Annotated in this window: 15 protein-coding genes; 8 read left to right on the forward strand and 7 right to left on the reverse strand. The window is 42.5% G+C overall.

From position 1 onward, the window contains the following. Nucleotides 1-5 precede the first annotated feature (5 nt). The 5 genes from rnc to ACP14V_RS00850 all read left to right on the forward strand — a co-directional run bounded on the left by rnc (nt 6) and on the right by ACP14V_RS00850 (nt 4,597). Nucleotides 6-749 carry a ribonuclease III gene (rnc, locus tag ACP14V_RS00830; RefSeq protein ID WP_136565169.1) on the forward strand — a complete coding sequence of 248 codons (744 nt, stop codon included), beginning with the start codon at nt 6-8 and terminating at the stop codon, nt 747-749. Nucleotides 750-854: 105 nt separating this feature from the next. After that, entirely contained in the window at nt 855-1,319 is a 465-nt protein-coding gene (locus ACP14V_RS00835; RefSeq protein ID WP_272609190.1) for an IPExxxVDY family protein, read from the forward strand. Nucleotides 1,320-1,321: 2 nt separating this feature from the next. After that, nucleotides 1,322-2,764 (forward strand): pyruvate kinase, encoded by a 1,443-nt coding sequence (gene pyk, locus ACP14V_RS00840; protein ID WP_136565171.1) that lies wholly within the window; start codon nt 1,322-1,324, stop codon nt 2,762-2,764. 187 nt (nt 2,765-2,951) lie between these two features. Further along, nucleotides 2,952-3,764, forward strand: coding sequence for a helix-turn-helix domain-containing protein (locus ACP14V_RS00845; RefSeq protein ID WP_272609191.1), 813 nt, complete (start codon nt 2,952-2,954; stop codon nt 3,762-3,764). Nucleotides 3,765-4,048: 284 nt separating this feature from the next. Further along, nucleotides 4,049-4,597 carry a carboxymuconolactone decarboxylase family protein gene (locus ACP14V_RS00850; protein WP_272609192.1) on the forward strand — a complete coding sequence of 183 codons (549 nt, stop codon included), beginning with the start codon at nt 4,049-4,051 and terminating at the stop codon, nt 4,595-4,597. A 54-nt stretch (nt 4,598-4,651) separates the two neighbouring features. Here the strand turns inward: ACP14V_RS00850 and ACP14V_RS00855 are convergent, their stop codons facing one another. Beyond that, on the reverse strand, nt 4,652-5,227 hold the full coding sequence (locus ACP14V_RS00855) for a TetR/AcrR family transcriptional regulator (RefSeq protein ID WP_272609193.1): 576 nt from the start codon (nt 5,225-5,227) through the stop codon (nt 4,652-4,654). 140 nt (nt 5,228-5,367) lie between these two features. Between ACP14V_RS00855 and ACP14V_RS00860 the strand changes: the two genes are divergently transcribed. After that, nucleotides 5,368-5,793 (forward strand): COG2426 family protein, encoded by a 426-nt coding sequence (locus tag ACP14V_RS00860; RefSeq protein ID WP_409557927.1) that lies wholly within the window; start codon nt 5,368-5,370, stop codon nt 5,791-5,793. 2 nt (nt 5,794-5,795) lie between these two features. Here the strand turns inward: ACP14V_RS00860 and dinB are convergent, their stop codons facing one another. Then, on the reverse strand, nt 5,796-6,896 hold the full coding sequence (dinB, locus tag ACP14V_RS00865) for a DNA polymerase IV (protein ID WP_272609195.1): 1,101 nt from the start codon (nt 6,894-6,896) through the stop codon (nt 5,796-5,798). Nucleotides 6,897-6,923: 27 nt separating this feature from the next. On the opposite strand from dinB, the gene ACP14V_RS00870 reads away from it, so the two are divergent. Together ACP14V_RS00870 and ACP14V_RS00875 are read left to right on the forward strand one after the other, a co-directional pair. Next, a complete protein-coding gene (locus ACP14V_RS00870) occupies nt 6,924-7,397 on the forward strand; it encodes a CYTH domain-containing protein (protein ID WP_272609196.1) in 474 nt (157 codons plus the stop codon). Then, the gene (locus ACP14V_RS00875; RefSeq protein ID WP_272609197.1) at nt 7,391-8,059 is read left to right on the forward strand and encodes a lysoplasmalogenase; all 669 of its coding nucleotides are present in this window, start codon (nt 7,391-7,393) and stop codon (nt 8,057-8,059) included. The genes ACP14V_RS00870 and ACP14V_RS00875 overlap by 7 nt, the downstream gene beginning before the upstream one ends. Before the next feature lie 40 nt (nt 8,060-8,099). Here the strand turns inward: ACP14V_RS00875 and ACP14V_RS00880 are convergent, their stop codons facing one another. The 5 genes from ACP14V_RS00880 to ACP14V_RS00900 are packed head-to-tail and all read right to left on the reverse strand — an operon-like array spanning nt 8,100 to nt 14,930. Continuing rightward, a complete protein-coding gene (locus tag ACP14V_RS00880; protein WP_272609198.1) occupies nt 8,100-8,708 on the reverse strand; it encodes a TetR/AcrR family transcriptional regulator in 609 nt (202 codons plus the stop codon). 10 nt (nt 8,709-8,718) lie between these two features. After that, the gene (locus ACP14V_RS00885; protein WP_272609199.1) at nt 8,719-10,119 is read right to left on the reverse strand and encodes an efflux transporter outer membrane subunit; all 1,401 of its coding nucleotides are present in this window, start codon (nt 10,117-10,119) and stop codon (nt 8,719-8,721) included. 31 nt (nt 10,120-10,150) lie between these two features. Beyond that, nucleotides 10,151-13,297 (reverse strand): efflux RND transporter permease subunit, encoded by a 3,147-nt coding sequence (locus tag ACP14V_RS00890; RefSeq protein WP_272609200.1) that lies wholly within the window; start codon nt 13,295-13,297, stop codon nt 10,151-10,153. A 33-nt stretch (nt 13,298-13,330) separates the two neighbouring features. Next, the gene (locus ACP14V_RS00895; protein WP_272609201.1) at nt 13,331-14,401 is read right to left on the reverse strand and encodes an efflux RND transporter periplasmic adaptor subunit; all 1,071 of its coding nucleotides are present in this window, start codon (nt 14,399-14,401) and stop codon (nt 13,331-13,333) included. A 52-nt stretch (nt 14,402-14,453) separates the two neighbouring features. After that, complete coding sequence (locus ACP14V_RS00900; protein WP_136565183.1) at nt 14,454-14,930, reverse strand: GbsR/MarR family transcriptional regulator; 477 nt, start codon at nt 14,928-14,930, stop codon at nt 14,454-14,456. Between the last annotated feature and the right edge of the window lie 38 nt (nt 14,931-14,968).

Raw genomic sequence — 14,968 nt, forward strand, 5'->3', positions numbered from 1 at the left:
TCCAGATGAAATTCACCTCCAAAATATTTAATTCCCATCCAGACTCGGATGGGGATTTTTTTTTGGGGATTAAAAAAATCCTCGGATTTAAGCCCAAGGACATAGAGATTTATAAAAAGGCGTTCCTCCACAGATCTATGAACAAAAAGGATGCGGATGGAAACCCCATGAATTATGAACGTCTGGAGTTTTTAGGGGATGCCATGTTGGGAACCATCATTTCAAAGCATTTGTTCAATGAGGTTCCAGAAGGGGATGAAGGCTATCTTACCAAAATGCGATCTAAAGTGGTAAGTAGAAAGCACTTGAACGAATTGGGAAAGGATTTGGAACTTTTGCAGTTTGTGGAAAGCAGGATTCCCAAGTCCCATTTTGGAGAAAACATACACGGGAATGTCTTCGAGGCGCTGGTTGGAGCCATATATCTAGACCGGGGATATTCATATTGCGAAAAGTTCATCAATGAACGGGTTATTGATCCCTATGTGGATATTGATCAATTGGAAGGAAAGGTAATCAGTTATAAGAGCTTGGTCATTGAATGGTGCCAAAAACAAAAAAAGCCGTTCCACTATAATGTATATGAGGACACGGGAAATGACGAGTTGAAACACTTTGCCGTAAAACTTACCATTGGCGATAGAATTTTGGCAAAAGCAAGAGCCACTTCTAAAAAAAAGGCTGAAGAAAAGGCATCCAAAAGAGCCTATTTTGCACTTCAGAACAAAATTGAAAATCAACAAGATTAAATAAAAGTAAACTCAAACGTTTTCGTTTGGTTTATAAACGTATTGTGCCGTTTCAGCTAGGCAATCAAAGGGATTAAGAGTATATTTACATTTCGTGTTAAAGGCATGTTGACAACACACAGGATATCGGCAGACTTTTTTGATGACAGTTTTGGGCTAATAGCCATACACAGTAATTTAGAAGATTACGCCATGGCTTATGGCATAAATTCCAATTGTTCGCTCTATCTGAAAAGAATGGGAAACGATCTCCATTTGGACGAAAGTTTCTTTTTTTCCGTATTTGATTGGGAGGATGAAATCAACGATGTATACTGGACGTTGATATCCAATTCATGTACCATAGTGGAAGCGGTTCAATCAGATGGGTTATTTGGAAACGATTCTTCCTATAGAACCAACCATTTGGTGAAGGAACGCAAAGAAGTTGACTATTTTCTTAAGGTCGATGGCGCAGATGAAACCGCCTTGGAACAAAAGGTCAAGGCCATCAATAAAATAGCAAAGGTAGTTACAGCTTATCCAGTGGAAGCACATACCTTAAAATCAAAAAGAAACCTAATCTTTTAAAAATGCCAAGTAGAAAGAAGACTAAAATTGTAGCAACGTTAGGCCCAGCAACTAGCAAGAAGGAAACCCTTAAGGCAATGATAGAGGCTGGCGTGGATGTTTTCAGGATAAATTTTTCGCATGCTTCCTATGACGATGTTACGGAACGTATCAATATGATACGCGAGTTGAATGAGGAATTGGAGGTAAATACATCCATACTTGCAGATTTGCAAGGTCCAAAACTTAGGGTTGGGGTCATGGGAGGCGAGGCCGTGGTTGTGCCTGGCGACGAAGTCACCTTTGCCACTGGAGAGCCTTTCGAGGGCACTGCCCAAAGGGTATACATGAACTACCAAAATTTCCCACAGGACGTAAAGCCTGGCGAACGCATTCTTTTGGATGATGGAAAATTGATTTTTGAGGTCAAATCAACCAACGGAAAGGACGAGGTCAAAGCTACGGTAATTCAGGGAGGACCCTTAAAATCGAAAAAAGGAGTCAACCTTCCCAATACCAGCATTTCGTTGCCGGCCCTTACCAAGAAGGACATTAAAGATGCCATATATGCCATAGAGCACCAAGTAGATTGGATTGCCCTTTCTTTTGTTAGGCATAGTCAAGACCTTATTGACCTGCAAGAATTGGTGAATAAACACTCGGACCACAAAATTCCCATTGTGGCCAAGATTGAAAAGCCAGAGGCCGTTGATAATATTGATAAGATTGTGGCCTATTGCGATGGTCTTATGGTCGCTCGGGGCGATTTGGGAGTTGAGGTGCCAGCCCAAGAAGTTCCATTAATTCAAAAGAAGTTGGTGCTCCAGGCCAAAAAGGCCAGAATCCCCGTGATTATTGCCACGCAGATGATGGAAACCATGATCACCAGCCTTACACCAACCCGTGCTGAGGTAAACGATGTGGCCAATTCTGTAATGGATGGAGCTGATGCCGTAATGTTGTCTGGAGAGACTTCGGTAGGGAACTATCCCGTTCAAGTAATTGAAAAAATGGCCAGTATCTTGACCAGTGTAGAAAATTCAAGCTTGATCAAGGTTCCTCAGAACCCACCTCATATCCGCACCAAAAGATACATTACCAAGTCGGTTTGTTATCATGCGGCGCTAATGGCAAATGAGATTCAGGCCAAGGCCATTTCAACTTTGACAAATAGTGGGTATACGGCTTTTCAGATATCGGCTTGGAGGCCAAGTGCCCATATTTTGGTGTTTACGTCCAATAAAAGAATACTCACCCAATTGAATCTATTGTGGGGTGTTAAGGCATTTTATTACGATCGATTTGTTTCCACGGATGAAACCATTGAGGATGTAAACCGAATTGCCTGCAAAAAAGGATTTTTGGATGTTGGGGACATGCTAATTAGCTTGGCCGCTATGCCCATTAAGGACAAGGGAATGGTGAACACCCTTCGGGTGAGCGAGATAGAAACTTGCTCGTTTTAATACAAGTATCCCGACACAGAAATATAAATTATTAAAAAATCCCAGACGCCATGAAGCCCATGGTTTCTGGGATTTTTGCTTTATAGTATGTAAGTATGGTTCAGAACAGTAGACTAAACGGGCATAACCTCATTATAGTTCCAATTTACAAATGGTCTACGAATTCAAGGATGCAAAATTAGGAGCCATGCTCAGGCTTGTGGAAGATATCAAAAACGATTGTCCAAAGCATTCCCCAATACCCAACAACATTAAATTTTTATGGAACAGGAATGAGGCTCCCCTTACCATTGAGGTAGATGGGATGGCGTTGGAGCTAATGCCCAACCAAATGGTAACGGTCACCTACCTACAACATGTTTCCTATGTCAAAACGGAATTGCCCCTCTCCGCTATTTTTTTCAATAGGGAATTCTATTGTGTCTTTGATCATGACAGCGAGGTTTCTTGTAATGGGATTTTGTTTTTTGGCACCCAAGATTTGCCTATTGTAACCATCCAGAATGAAGAGCTGCGCAAATTCAATCTTTTATACGATATGTTTGTTGAAGAGTTTTCAACTCCAGACAATATTCAGGGAGAAATGCTACAGATGCTCTTAAAACGGCTGATCATTATGACCACCCGGTTAGCCAAGGAACAACTCATTGTAAAAACCTTGGGCAACGACCAAATCGATATCATCCGAAGGTTCAATTATCTGGTGGACCTTCATTTTAAGACCAAAAGAAAGGTAAGCGAGTATGCCGAAATGTTGTACAAATCCCCCAAGACTCTTTCCAACCTTTTTTCCATCTATAACCAAAAGTCGCCCCAACAAATCATCTTGGACCGTATTGTCTTGGAGGCCAAACGCCTCATAAACTATACGGATAAACAGAATCAGGAGATTGCCTATGATCTTGGATTCAATGACCCTGCCCATTTTAGCCGATTCTTCAAGAAAATGACCCAAATGACCCCTTCCGAGTATAGGGAAAACCAGCTGGTCCCGGCTTAAGGGAAAAATGAGCAAGTCCTCGGGAAATGGTTCCTAACACCTACCTGTCTTTTCGCAACATCTTTGCACTGTAATTTAAAACAAACCAAGGATGAAGTATTCAGGTAATACCCTTTTCAATCTAATCGAAATTTTCAGGACACCACAAAAAAGAGTGGTTCAGACAGTAATTGCCAACAACCATTGTGAGCAAAATCACCATCATGATTTCTATTGTGATACGGAAAGACCCTTTGTACAAAATAGATAATCAAATAATAATTCATTTAAAATTTTTTTAGATCATGAGCACATTTAATGTACCCAAAAGAGAAGAAGTAAGCGGAGCCAATCAGGCCATTTTTGACAACTTGGAAAAGGCTTTGGGCTTTGTTCCCAATCTATATGCTACCTATGCCCATTCCGAAAATGCACTGGGCAATTATTTAACCTTTGCCAATGGCAAGACCTCTTTGAAGGCCAAAGAAAAAGAAGTGGTAAACTTGGCTGTTAGCGAAGTGAACAACTGTCTATATTGTCTATCGGCCCATACCGCCATTGGAAAAATGAACGGTTTTACGGAAGATCAAATTCTGGAGTTGAGAGCGGGGAAAGCCTCTTTTGATGCCAAGTTGGATGCCTTGGCAAAATTGGCCAAAAACATTACGGAGAATAAAGGTGCTACCGATGCCAGTATTTTAGATAATTTCTTTGCTGCCGGATGGACCAAGGAGAACCTAATCGATACCATTTTGTTGGTGGGAGATAAGACTATTTCCAACTATATCAACAACACGATGGATGCTCCTATTGATTTTCCTGTAGCACAACCATTGTCGGAGGTGGAAGCCTAAGATGCTGTAATTAGTTTAAGTGTAAGAGCCCTTTCAAGTTTTTGGAAGGGCTTTTTAGTCCACATCAATACCGGCATAAAGGGAGGGTGCGATGCTTTTGGCCATAAAAATAGGCCAGTCATTTTTAAAAAGGTGGCTTTCGGTAATGGCGCTGTCATATAAAAGATAAAGCCCACTGGATATTCTTTCGATTTCTGCCTTGGAGAGATTGGGAATGTTACCGCCCACCACTTCACCCAGGAAAAGCAACAGTTCCTTTTTTTGTTTTTGGATCACTTCAAGTATTTTTTTCTCTTTTGGTGAAAGCTCTCCTAAAGTCTTGAGTCCCCAGCACCCATAAAATTGATCTTCCCGGTATAAATCTTGGAGGAAATCAAAAATGGCCAAGAGCTGGTTCTTTCCTTTTTTTCTTCGACCTACAAACTCTTTGAGGGATTCTATAAAGGCATCATGTCTAAACTTCAAATAGGCGATGCAAATATCTTCCTTGGATTTAAAATGACTATAGAGCGTAGCCTTGGCAATGCCGCTTTTGGCTATGATTTCATTAACACCAGTAGAATGGTACCCATTGATATAGAATAGATTACTTGCTGTTTCAATGATTTTGTTGTGTATACTTTCCATCATTACATAAATATAGACAAAAGACCGGTCTGTCTAGCATTTTTTTAATCATTTTTTAGCATAGTGGTATGCAAGACAATACATTTTCATCACTAGTTTTGCTTTTTTAAAGAAATTGCGTGATTCTAGATTTATTAATTGCCATGTTTTGGAGCTTGTCTCCTTTAGGTGAATCGAAAGTAGGGATACCTTATGGTATTGGAAGGGGAGTGAATAGCTATGTGGTATTTGTGGCCTGTTTTCTATCCAATCTTTTGGTGTTTCCCATAATGATGTTCTTTTTGGAAAACATCAATCGGCATTTGGTCAAATGGAGACCCTATAAGAAATCTGCACTATTTGTAGCCCGAAGGGCAAAGACCGGTACAGCGGACAAAGTTCAAAAATATGGTTTCTTTGGGCTGGTTCTTTTTGTTATGATTCCGTTGCCGGGCACAGGTGTCTATGCCGGAAGCATTGCTTCGTATTTACTAAAGATTGAAAAAAAGCAGGCTTTTTTAGCCAATGCCCTTGGCATATTTCTGTCATCACTCATCATTTATGGGGTTACCGTATTATCTGTGAAGTAGGCTTAGAAATCAAATTTTAACTGAACGGATACGACTTCTTTTTCTGGAACCTTCTTTTGTTTTTCAGTATTGAGATTGGCCAATGAAATGCCCAATAAACGTACTGAATTCTCCAGAGAGGATTGATACAGGAGTTCTTTGGCTGTTTCTAGAATAAGTTCTTTGCTTGCAATAAAATAGGGAAGGGTCTTGCTTCTGGTCTGAAGGGTAAAGTCGCTGTATTTGATTTTCAAGGTGATGGTTTTTCCGGCGATTTTGGATTTTTGAAGTCTTCTCTCCAACTCCGCCGCAATGTTCTCCAATTTTTCCAGCATAAATATTTCACTGCTCAAGTTTTCAAAAAAGGTACGCTCTGCTCCTACAGATTTTGGAATCCGATGGGGTTTCACGGCACTGTGGTGTATGCCACGTACCACATAATAGTAGTACTTGCCACTTTTTCCAAATGTCTCATCCAAAAATTCCAATGATTTTTGCTTTAGGTCTTTCCCGGTAAAAATGCCCAAGCGGTACATTTTTTCTGCGGTTACTTTACCCACTCCATAGAATTTGCGAATATCCAGATCTTCCAAAAACTGGATGACCTCTTCGGGGTTCACCGTTTTTTGTCCATTGGGTTTGTTGTAGTCACTGGCCACTTTGGCAATGAATTTATTGATGGAGATTCCGGCCGATGCCGTAAGCCCGGTTTTCTCAAGGATTTTTTGACGGATTTCCTTGGCAATCAACGTGGCGGATGGATTTCCTTTTTTGTTTTCGGTCACATCCAAATAAGCTTCGTCCAAAGAAAGGGGTTCCACAAGATCTGTGTACTCAAAAAAAATACTCCGAATTTGATAGGAAACCTCCTTGTAGCGGTCAAACCGGGGTTTTACAAAGATTAAATCCGGACAATTCCTTTGGGCAATGTATCCGGCCATGGCACTCCGAACCCCAAATTTACGAGCCTCATAGCTAGCAGCGGAAACCACCCCCCGCTTGGAGCCGCCGCCCACGGCAATGGGTTTTCCCTTCAGCTCGGGATTATCGTGCTGTTCCACTGAGGCATAGAACGCATCCATGTCCACATGAATGATTTTTCTTAAGGGAAAATCAAAATCCATACTCAAATTTAGGGTATATTTAGTTTGATGGAACACTTGGAAATAGAACGAAAGTTTTTGGTGACCTCCAACGCATATCAACAAGAGGCCACATCGAGCACCCGCATAGCACAAGGCTTTTTGAGTACGGACCCCCAAAGAACAGTTAGGGTGCGAATCATGGGAAACCAAGGTTTTTTGACCGTCAAGGGAGCCAATAATGCGTCCGGCACCTCACGATTTGAATGGGAAACCGAAATCACTGTGGCCGAAGCGACCAATCTTATTGATTTGTGTGAGGATGTGATTTTGGAAAAAGTACGTTATACAGTGCCTTTGGGCAACCATGTGTTCGAGGTGGATGAATTTTTGGGAGAAAATAAGGGGCTGGTAGTTGCTGAGGTAGAACTACAGCATGAAGATGAGTTTTTTAAAAGACCTAGCTGGTTGGGGGAAGAGGTCACAGGACAAACAAAATATTACAATTCGCAACTAAGTCAAAAACCATTTTCAGAATGGTAAACCATAAAAGACAAAGAACAATTAATCTGGTTAGCTTGGTGCTGGCCTTGGCAGCCATTTTCAGCGAGTATTTGGGATATAGGACGCTCTATGTATTCTTGAAGCCATTGACTACCATTTCAATACTATCACTCTTATTTTTTGTTCCGAAGGGATTATCCACCAAGTTTACCAAGCTTATCCTTGTGGCCTTGATTTTTTGTTTGATGGGCGATGTGCTTTTGCTCAATCAAGCGTATTTTGTTTTCGGATTGGTGGCGTTTTTACTGGCACATATTCTCTTTATTGTGGCATTTATCAAACACAAGGGTTTTTGGTTCCATTGGATCTCGTTTGTGATTCTTTTCTTGATAGGTGGAGCTATTTTCTTTTGGTTGAAACCAGATTTAGGGGACTTTATGGTACCTGTTCTATTCTATGTTTTGGTGATAACTTCAATGGCATGGCAAGGAATAGGCTTATATCTAAGGGATAAGGCAAAGACATACGCATGGATAGCGTGGGCTGTGCTATTTTTCATGCTTTCGGATACCTTGCTGGCCATTAATAAATTCAAAGCGCCTTTTGACTATGCCAGTGTTCTTATTTTGGTAACGTATTGGCTTAGTATTGCTTTGATTGCCAATGCTGCTTATAACATTGGTTTGGGAGAAAAGGCATAGTTTAATTCAATATTCACACCAGAATCAGGTGAAAAGTGGTTCAATAGTTTTCGCAGGGGCAGTTTTGAAGATATTCCAGGGTAAGGATTCCCCGTAAGTGGTTAACAATAATGTGGTCCAGTAATTCTTGGGCACTGTATTCCTCAAAAAGATTGGCTTTTGAATAGACAGTATCCTCCAGTCTCAACAGAAAAAGTTTGCACACCAATTCCACATTAACATCTGGCCTAACTTGCTCCAATTTTTGGGCCTTGACCAACAACGGATGTACCACGTTCCAAACAATATCCTTTCTAAATTCAGAATAAACCCTAGCGGCCTTGGTGTAGTACTTGTTGATACCGTAAAAGAAAGCAGGGCTTATACCTTGCAGGTGGCTAAGCCCTAACTTGTATATGTAAATGATTGTAAGCAAGGGCTGGTCTTCATTTGGATTCTTCTGCATATGGTCATCAATGGAGCTCCTTACTTTTTGTAAAAAGCATTGTAGACTCTCCATGACCAGCTCTTCCTTACTTTGAAAGTGTTTGTATATGGTTTTTTTTGAAATGCCCAGGTCGTGGGCCAACTCGTCCATGGAAAAGCGTTTACTCCCAAATTTTGAAAAATTGGAAAATGCACATTCCAGCAACTCTTTTTTGTTGTCCATGGCCTGATCTTTACTGCCAGCCTCCTCCCAGGGCCCTATACAATTCCACTATGGCATTCAATTGTCCGTATTGGGAATCCACAAAGCTCAATTCTGAGTTCAGTGCATTTTGTCTGGCGGTAAGGACTTCAAGATAGTTGGCCAAACCGTTGTTCAGTAATTCTTCCGAATAGTCTTCGGCAACGGAATAGGCTTCCAGTTCCTTGGCACGGGCCTCCAGTTTTTGGGCTTCGGCATCATAGCTGTAGAGTGCGTCCGAAACTTCTTTACCTGCCGTTAACAAGGTTTTCTTGTAAGACAATAAAGCCTGTTCCTGTTGTGCTTTGGCGACTTCCATTTGGGTCCTTAGCCTACGCCCGTTGAAAATAGGCTGTGTTAGCGAACCTGCCAATTGGGAAAACAGGGAGCTGGCGTCAATCCAGTTTTCAAATTCCAAACTTTGGAATCCCCCGGAAGCGGTAAGGCTCAAGGATGGGTACATGCTGCTGCGGGCAACATTGGTCAATTCAAAAGCATTGATGAGTCCGAACTCGGCTTGCTTTACATCGGGACGATTGGCCAACAATAAATAAGGCACCCCAGTTTCCAGATCACTTTCAATGGATTGTTCATCCAAACGGGACCGTTCCACTTCATGGGGAGGCTCACCCAATAAAATACAGAAGGTATTTTCCAGTAGTTTAATGTTGTTCTCCAAGTCGATAAGAATAATTTCCGTGGTATGGACTTGGGCTTCGGTCTGTTTTACGGCCACTTCGGTCAGTTGCCCTGCATCCTTCAGGGCCATGGTAGTTTCCAAACTTCCTTTTCGGGCAGCCAAGGTCTGTTCCGCAATGTTGTATTGCTTGTCCAATGCCATTAACTGGTAATAGGTGTTGGCTATGGCAGCCACCAAATTGGTCTTTACCGCTTGATGTGCGGCCACACTCTGTAGATATGAGGCTCCTGCAGCCCTTTTATTGCTTCGAATCTTCCCCCACACATCTGCTTCCCAAGAAAGGGAGCCAGAAAGTTCATATTGTTCCAAAGGTCTTGTGAAAAAGCTTCCAAACTGACTGTTTCCAGAGTTTTTGGTCCGGGTAAAACTAGCTTTGCCTGTAAGAGTTGGGAAATATCCCGCCTTACCTTGCTTAACATAGGCTTCGGCAGCAGCAACATTTTCCAGGGCAATACGTATATCCAGATTGTTTTCCAGACCTTTTTCAATATAAGATTTCAACTGCTCGTCATTGAACAGGTCCTTCCATGAGATGGTTGCCATGGAGGTACTATCTGTGGGAAGGTTATCGGTCCTGTACAAACTTTCCGTTTCAATTTCTGGTCGGGAATAGTTTTTGGCGACAAAGCAGGATTGCAGCAATAAGGTCGCCGAAAACAGCAGGGTGATTTTATATATGGATGTTATTTTCATGGGTGATATGCTTTGTTTGGACATTGAATGTTTAGGCATGGTTTGCTTCATTGAGTTGTTCCGGCTTTCCTGAAATTCGCTCTTGAAGTGCTTGGAAAATGACAAATAGCACAGGGACCACGAACACTCCAAATATGGTTCCTATAAGCATTCCCCCAACGGCACTCAATCCTATGGATTGGTTTCCAATGGCACCGATTCCTGTGGAGAGCGCCAAAGGCAACAGCCCAAATATGAAGGCAAAGGAGGTCATCAAAATAGGACGTAGCCTGGCCCGTGCCCCATCAATCGCAGCATTGAACAGGGAGAACCCTGCCTTTCTTCGCTGTAGGGCAAACTCCACGATCAAAATGGCATTTTTGGCCAAAAGACCAATCAACATGATCAGGGCAATCTGGAAGTAGATGTTGTTTTCCAATCCACCCAAATTCACAAAGAGTATAGCCCCGGCCAAACCGATGGGCAAGGACAATAGTACAGAAAGTGGTACAATGTAACTTTCATACTGGGCACTTAGCAGGAAGTACACAAAAATCAAACTCAAGATAAAAATGAGTACAGTTTGGGAACTGGCGTTGCTTTCTTCACGGGTAAGTCCAGAATAGTCATAAGTGTATGAAGTTGGTAGTACTTGGGCGGCCACTTCCTCAATGGCATTGATGGCGTCTCCCGTACTGTAACCGGGATTGGGCACACCGCTTACTTTCACGGAACTCAATAGGTTAAATCGCTCTACCACCTCTGGACCGTAAATCTTTTTGAGGGTAACAAACTGACTTACCGCTACGGATTCCCCGGAACTGTTACGGACAAAGATTTGGTTCAATGAATTTTCATTGGCACGATCTTGGGGTTTTGCCTGGATCATGACGCGGTATTGCTTTCCAAACTTGTTGAAATCCGTTGCATAGATTCCCCCATAATAGCCTTGGAGGGCATTGAACACATCGGTAGTGGAGAATCCTGCCATTTTTAGTTTTTCCACATCGATTTCCAAATCGTACTGTGGGAAACCGGGATCAAATTGTGAAATGGCATATTGAATTTCCGGTCTAGCATTCATCGCCGCCAAGAATTGATTCTTCACCTCATTTATGGCCAACCAGTCGTCCGTTCCCTTGTTCTGAAGCTGCACCTCAAAACCAGAGTTGGTACCAAAACCTTGTATGCTGGGAGGGGTAAAGTATATGATCTGCGCATCTTTGAATTGGGCCGAAGTGGCATTCAAACGTTGCATGGTGGCACTTACGGAAAGGGAATCTTCCTTTCTTTCGTTCCAATGCTTCAGTTTCATGATGGAGAAGGCATACGACCCCGCACTTACCCGGTTCAATAGGCTGAATCCGGCTACACTCATCCGGGCTTCAACCACATCCATGGATTCATAAATGGAATCCAGTTTCATGATGGTTTCCTCGGTTTTCTCCAATGTGGTTCCTGGAGGCATGCTCACATTGGCAAAGATGATACCTCGATCCTCATCGGGCACAAACCCAGATGGTGTGGATTGGAACAGGTAAAGTGCCAGCGCACTGAAACCTAAGAGTAGGGCCACAGTAATCCACTTACGTTTGACCAAGTTGCCTACAGCGCCGGTATATTTATTGGTAATGGCCATAAAACCAACATTGAAGGCCTTGAAAAAACGGGTCATTAATCCTGATTTATGCTCTTTATCCGGATTGTGGGGTTTTAGGAAGAGTGCGGCCAATGCAGGGCTGAGTGTCAATGCGTTGATGGCCGATATCAAAATGGCCACAGCTAAGGTAATACCAAATTGTTGGTAGAACACCCCTGACGATCCTTGGATAAACGAAACTGGGATAAATACGGCGGACATTACCAAGGTAATGGAGATAATAGCCCCGGAAATTTCTCCCATGGCCTTTTTGGTCGCGGTCTTTGCCGAATCTGCCCCTTCTTCCAATTTGGCATGGACAGCTTCGACCACCACAATGGCGTCATCCACCACAATACCAATGGCCAAGATCATAGCGAAAAGCGTCAACATGTTGATGGAATAGCCAAACAATTGCAAGAAGAAAAAGGTTCCTACAATGGCCACAGGCACGGCAATGGCTGGAATCAAAGTAGACCTAAAGTCCTGCAGGAATAGGAATACCACAATAAAAACCAAGATAAAGGCCTCGATCAAGGTCTTGACCACGTGGTCAATGGAAGCATCCAAAAAGTCTTTGGTGTTGAATGGGATCACATAATCCAGTCCTTTGGGGAATTCCGATTTGCTTTCCACCAAAATTTGTTCAATCTCATCAATAATATCCTTGGCGTTAGACCCTGAGGTTTGATATACCCCAACGGCCACACCGGGATTTCCCATACCGTAGTTTTTTCGGGCATAGTTGAAAGCTCCCAACTCTATCTCGGCAACGTCCTTTAAGCGTAGAAAACCGCCATCATCGGTAGTTTTTAGGATGATGTTTTCGTATTCGGCCACTTCGGAAAGTCGACCCTTGTATTTCATGACATACTCAAAGATACCTTCCGAATTTTCACCGATTTTCCCTGTTGCCGCTTCCCGGTTTTGCTCTCGAAGCGCCGCTTGTATGTCTGCAGGAACCAAATTGTAAGCTGCCATTTTATCTGGAGAGATCCATATCCGCATGGAATAATCCTTGGCCCCAAATACGTTTACATTACCTACTCCTTTGATCCGTTGTAAACGTGGCACCAAGTTGATTTTGGCATAATTTTCCACAAAGGTGGCGTCGTAATTCTCATTTTTGGAAAAGATAGAGAAGAAAAGCAACGCACTGTTTTGAGCCTTCCGAGTGGTTACCCCGGTCTGGATTACTTCTTGGGGCAATAGACTGTTGGCCCGCGCTACCCTATTCTGTACGTTTACCGCGGCAATGTCCGGGTCTACACCAAGCTCAAAGAATACACTGATGTTGGCAGCACCATCGTTACTTGCTGATGAGGTCATGTAGGTCATGCCTTCAACACCATTGATTTGCTCTTCTAGCGGTACTACAACACTTTTTAATACCGTTTCGGCATTGGCTCCTGTGTAGTTTGCAGAAACTTGAACCGTGGGAGGGGCAATCTCGGGATATTGTTCAACCGGTAAGGTGGCTAGTCCCAAAATTCCCAGAATCACAATAATTATGGAAATCACGGTAGAAAGTACGGGACGTTCTATAAATTTTTGAAACATATTTTTCTTCTAAAAAATGTTGACAATATGATTTTACTTGACAGGATTTATGGTCTGTCCGTCCCTAAGCTTAGACACTCCTTCGGCAACGATGGTAGTACCTTCATCAAAGCCTTCGGAAACAATGAAATCCGTATCTGTTTGTGCTACAATTTTAAGAGGCTTGGTAGAAACGGTATCGCCATCATGGAGGATATAGACCATTTTGTTGCCTTGTAGATCAACTGTGGCAAACTGTGGAATCACCCATACATTTTGATAGGTTGAAGGAACTCTTATTTGTCCTGTACTCCCGGAGCTGAGCAATTGATCGGGGTTGTTGAAATCGGCTCTCAACGTTACACTTCCTGTTGTTCCGTTGATGATATTGTTGACCATGGCTATTTTTCCTTTTTGCGGATAGATTTCACCATTGATCATGACCAATTCCACCTCTGGGGCAGTATCGGTGGTAAGCGGGTTTCCATTGGAAGCCATGCGTTGCTTCATGTCCAATAGCTCTTTTTCATTCATTGAAAAATATGCTCGGACACTACTAATATCGGACACCACTGTCAAGGGTTGTGTCATGGCATTGCTTACCAAAGCACCTTCCTTATAGGGAATTGCCCCAATGAAACCATCAACAGGGCTATTGATGTTGGAATAGCCTATATTGGCGGAAATACTTTGATAGGTACTTTTGGCCTGAGCCAGTCTTGCCTTTGCCGTTTCCAATTGTACATTACTGATGATGCCTTTTTCCACCAAGGGCACAAGCTTGTCCACTTCCACTTGGGCCACATTCACGGCAGCTTTGGCGGCATTGGCATCTTGGGTAAGGGTCTGGGTCTCCAATTTAAAGAGCAATTGGCCTTTTTTTACTTTTTGACCCTCTTCCACATATATTTTTTGGACAAAACCGGAAACCTTTGGCCAGATCTCCACGTTTTGCTTTCCTTCCACGGAAGTAGCATAGACCTTATAAATGGTAACGTCTTGTTTTTTTAGATTGCTCACCTTTAAGGTAGGGGGAGGTGGTGCGGTTCGTTGCTGGGCTTTTTCCCCACAAGAGGAGAGGATCAAAGCAGTAACTAGGGTTAAGGCTATATGGGCTGTTTTCATGACTTTGTTAGTGGTGTTAAGGTTTTTGAATAGTTGGGTAAGCATTATTTTTTCAGTCTATATTTTTTTCAAGTTTTTCAATGGACTCTCTTAGAAGCTTTTCATTTTTATTCACATAGTCCAAGTAGATATGGGTTCTTTCTTGTCCCTCCTTGAGTTTTTTTGGGCTACTTTTTTTGTGATGTTCCAAGACCAAGGTGATGATTTCCTTTTCCTTTTCCAATCGTTTAAGATTTTCCTGGAGCTTGGAAAGGAAAAAGGTCTTTTGTTTGGCAACAGAAAAATATCGCCTTCTATCACCCGGTTTTGTAAAGTAGGTGATGATTCCCATGTTAAGAAGAAGGTTCAAAGAGGTTGAGGTTGAGCTTTTACTGGCCCCTCTTTTTTCCAGACAGTCCTCAAAAGTGAGGCCGTCCTCATCGGTTAAAATAAGGATGGCGTAGATTCTTGCGGCCAAAGGCGGCAAATTGTACTCTCCTTCAAGGTGAATCCCTAATGTTTCTATAAGTTGTTGATTTGCAGTTACCATGAAATGGATTTAACGCCGCAAAATTACTTTTAGTTCGG

Source organism: Flagellimonas alvinocaridis (genome assembly GCF_965248585.1).
GTDB classification, from domain to species: Bacteria; Bacteroidota; Bacteroidia; order Flavobacteriales; family Flavobacteriaceae; genus Flagellimonas; species Flagellimonas alvinocaridis.

Excerpts from the sequence above, each read along its gene's own strand:
- pyk (WP_136565171.1), top strand. The coding sequence starts at position 1,322 with ATGCCAAGTAGAAAGAAGACTAAAATTGTAGCAACGTTAGGCCCAGCA.
- ACP14V_RS00875 (WP_272609197.1), top strand. The coding sequence starts at position 7,391 with ATGGTAAACCATAAAAGACAAAGAACAATTAATCTGGTTAGCTTGGTG.
- ACP14V_RS00860 (WP_409557927.1), top strand. The coding sequence starts at position 5,368 with ATGTTTTGGAGCTTGTCTCCTTTAGGTGAATCGAAAGTAGGGATACCT.
- ACP14V_RS00880 (WP_272609198.1), bottom strand. The coding sequence starts at position 8,708 with ATGGACAACAAAAAAGAGTTGCTGGAATGTGCATTTTCCAATTTTTCA.
- ACP14V_RS00870 (WP_272609196.1), top strand. The coding sequence starts at position 6,924 with ATGGAACACTTGGAAATAGAACGAAAGTTTTTGGTGACCTCCAACGCA.
- ACP14V_RS00855 (WP_272609193.1), bottom strand. The coding sequence starts at position 5,227 with ATGATGGAAAGTATACACAACAAAATCATTGAAACAGCAAGTAATCTA.
- ACP14V_RS00900 (WP_136565183.1), bottom strand. The coding sequence starts at position 14,930 with ATGGTAACTGCAAATCAACAACTTATAGAAACATTAGGGATTCACCTT.
- dinB (WP_272609195.1), bottom strand. The coding sequence starts at position 6,896 with ATGGATTTTGATTTTCCCTTAAGAAAAATCATTCATGTGGACATGGAT.
- ACP14V_RS00850 (WP_272609192.1), top strand. The coding sequence starts at position 4,049 with ATGAGCACATTTAATGTACCCAAAAGAGAAGAAGTAAGCGGAGCCAAT.
- ACP14V_RS00890 (WP_272609200.1), bottom strand. The coding sequence starts at position 13,297 with ATGTTTCAAAAATTTATAGAACGTCCCGTACTTTCTACCGTGATTTCC.
- ACP14V_RS00835 (WP_272609190.1), top strand. The coding sequence starts at position 855 with ATGTTGACAACACACAGGATATCGGCAGACTTTTTTGATGACAGTTTT.
- ACP14V_RS00895 (WP_272609201.1), bottom strand. The coding sequence starts at position 14,401 with ATGAAAACAGCCCATATAGCCTTAACCCTAGTTACTGCTTTGATCCTC.
- ACP14V_RS00885 (WP_272609199.1), bottom strand. The coding sequence starts at position 10,119 with ATGAAAATAACATCCATATATAAAATCACCCTGCTGTTTTCGGCGACC.
- ACP14V_RS00845 (WP_272609191.1), top strand. The coding sequence starts at position 2,952 with ATGCTCAGGCTTGTGGAAGATATCAAAAACGATTGTCCAAAGCATTCC.
- rnc (WP_136565169.1), top strand. The coding sequence starts at position 6 with ATGAAATTCACCTCCAAAATATTTAATTCCCATCCAGACTCGGATGGG.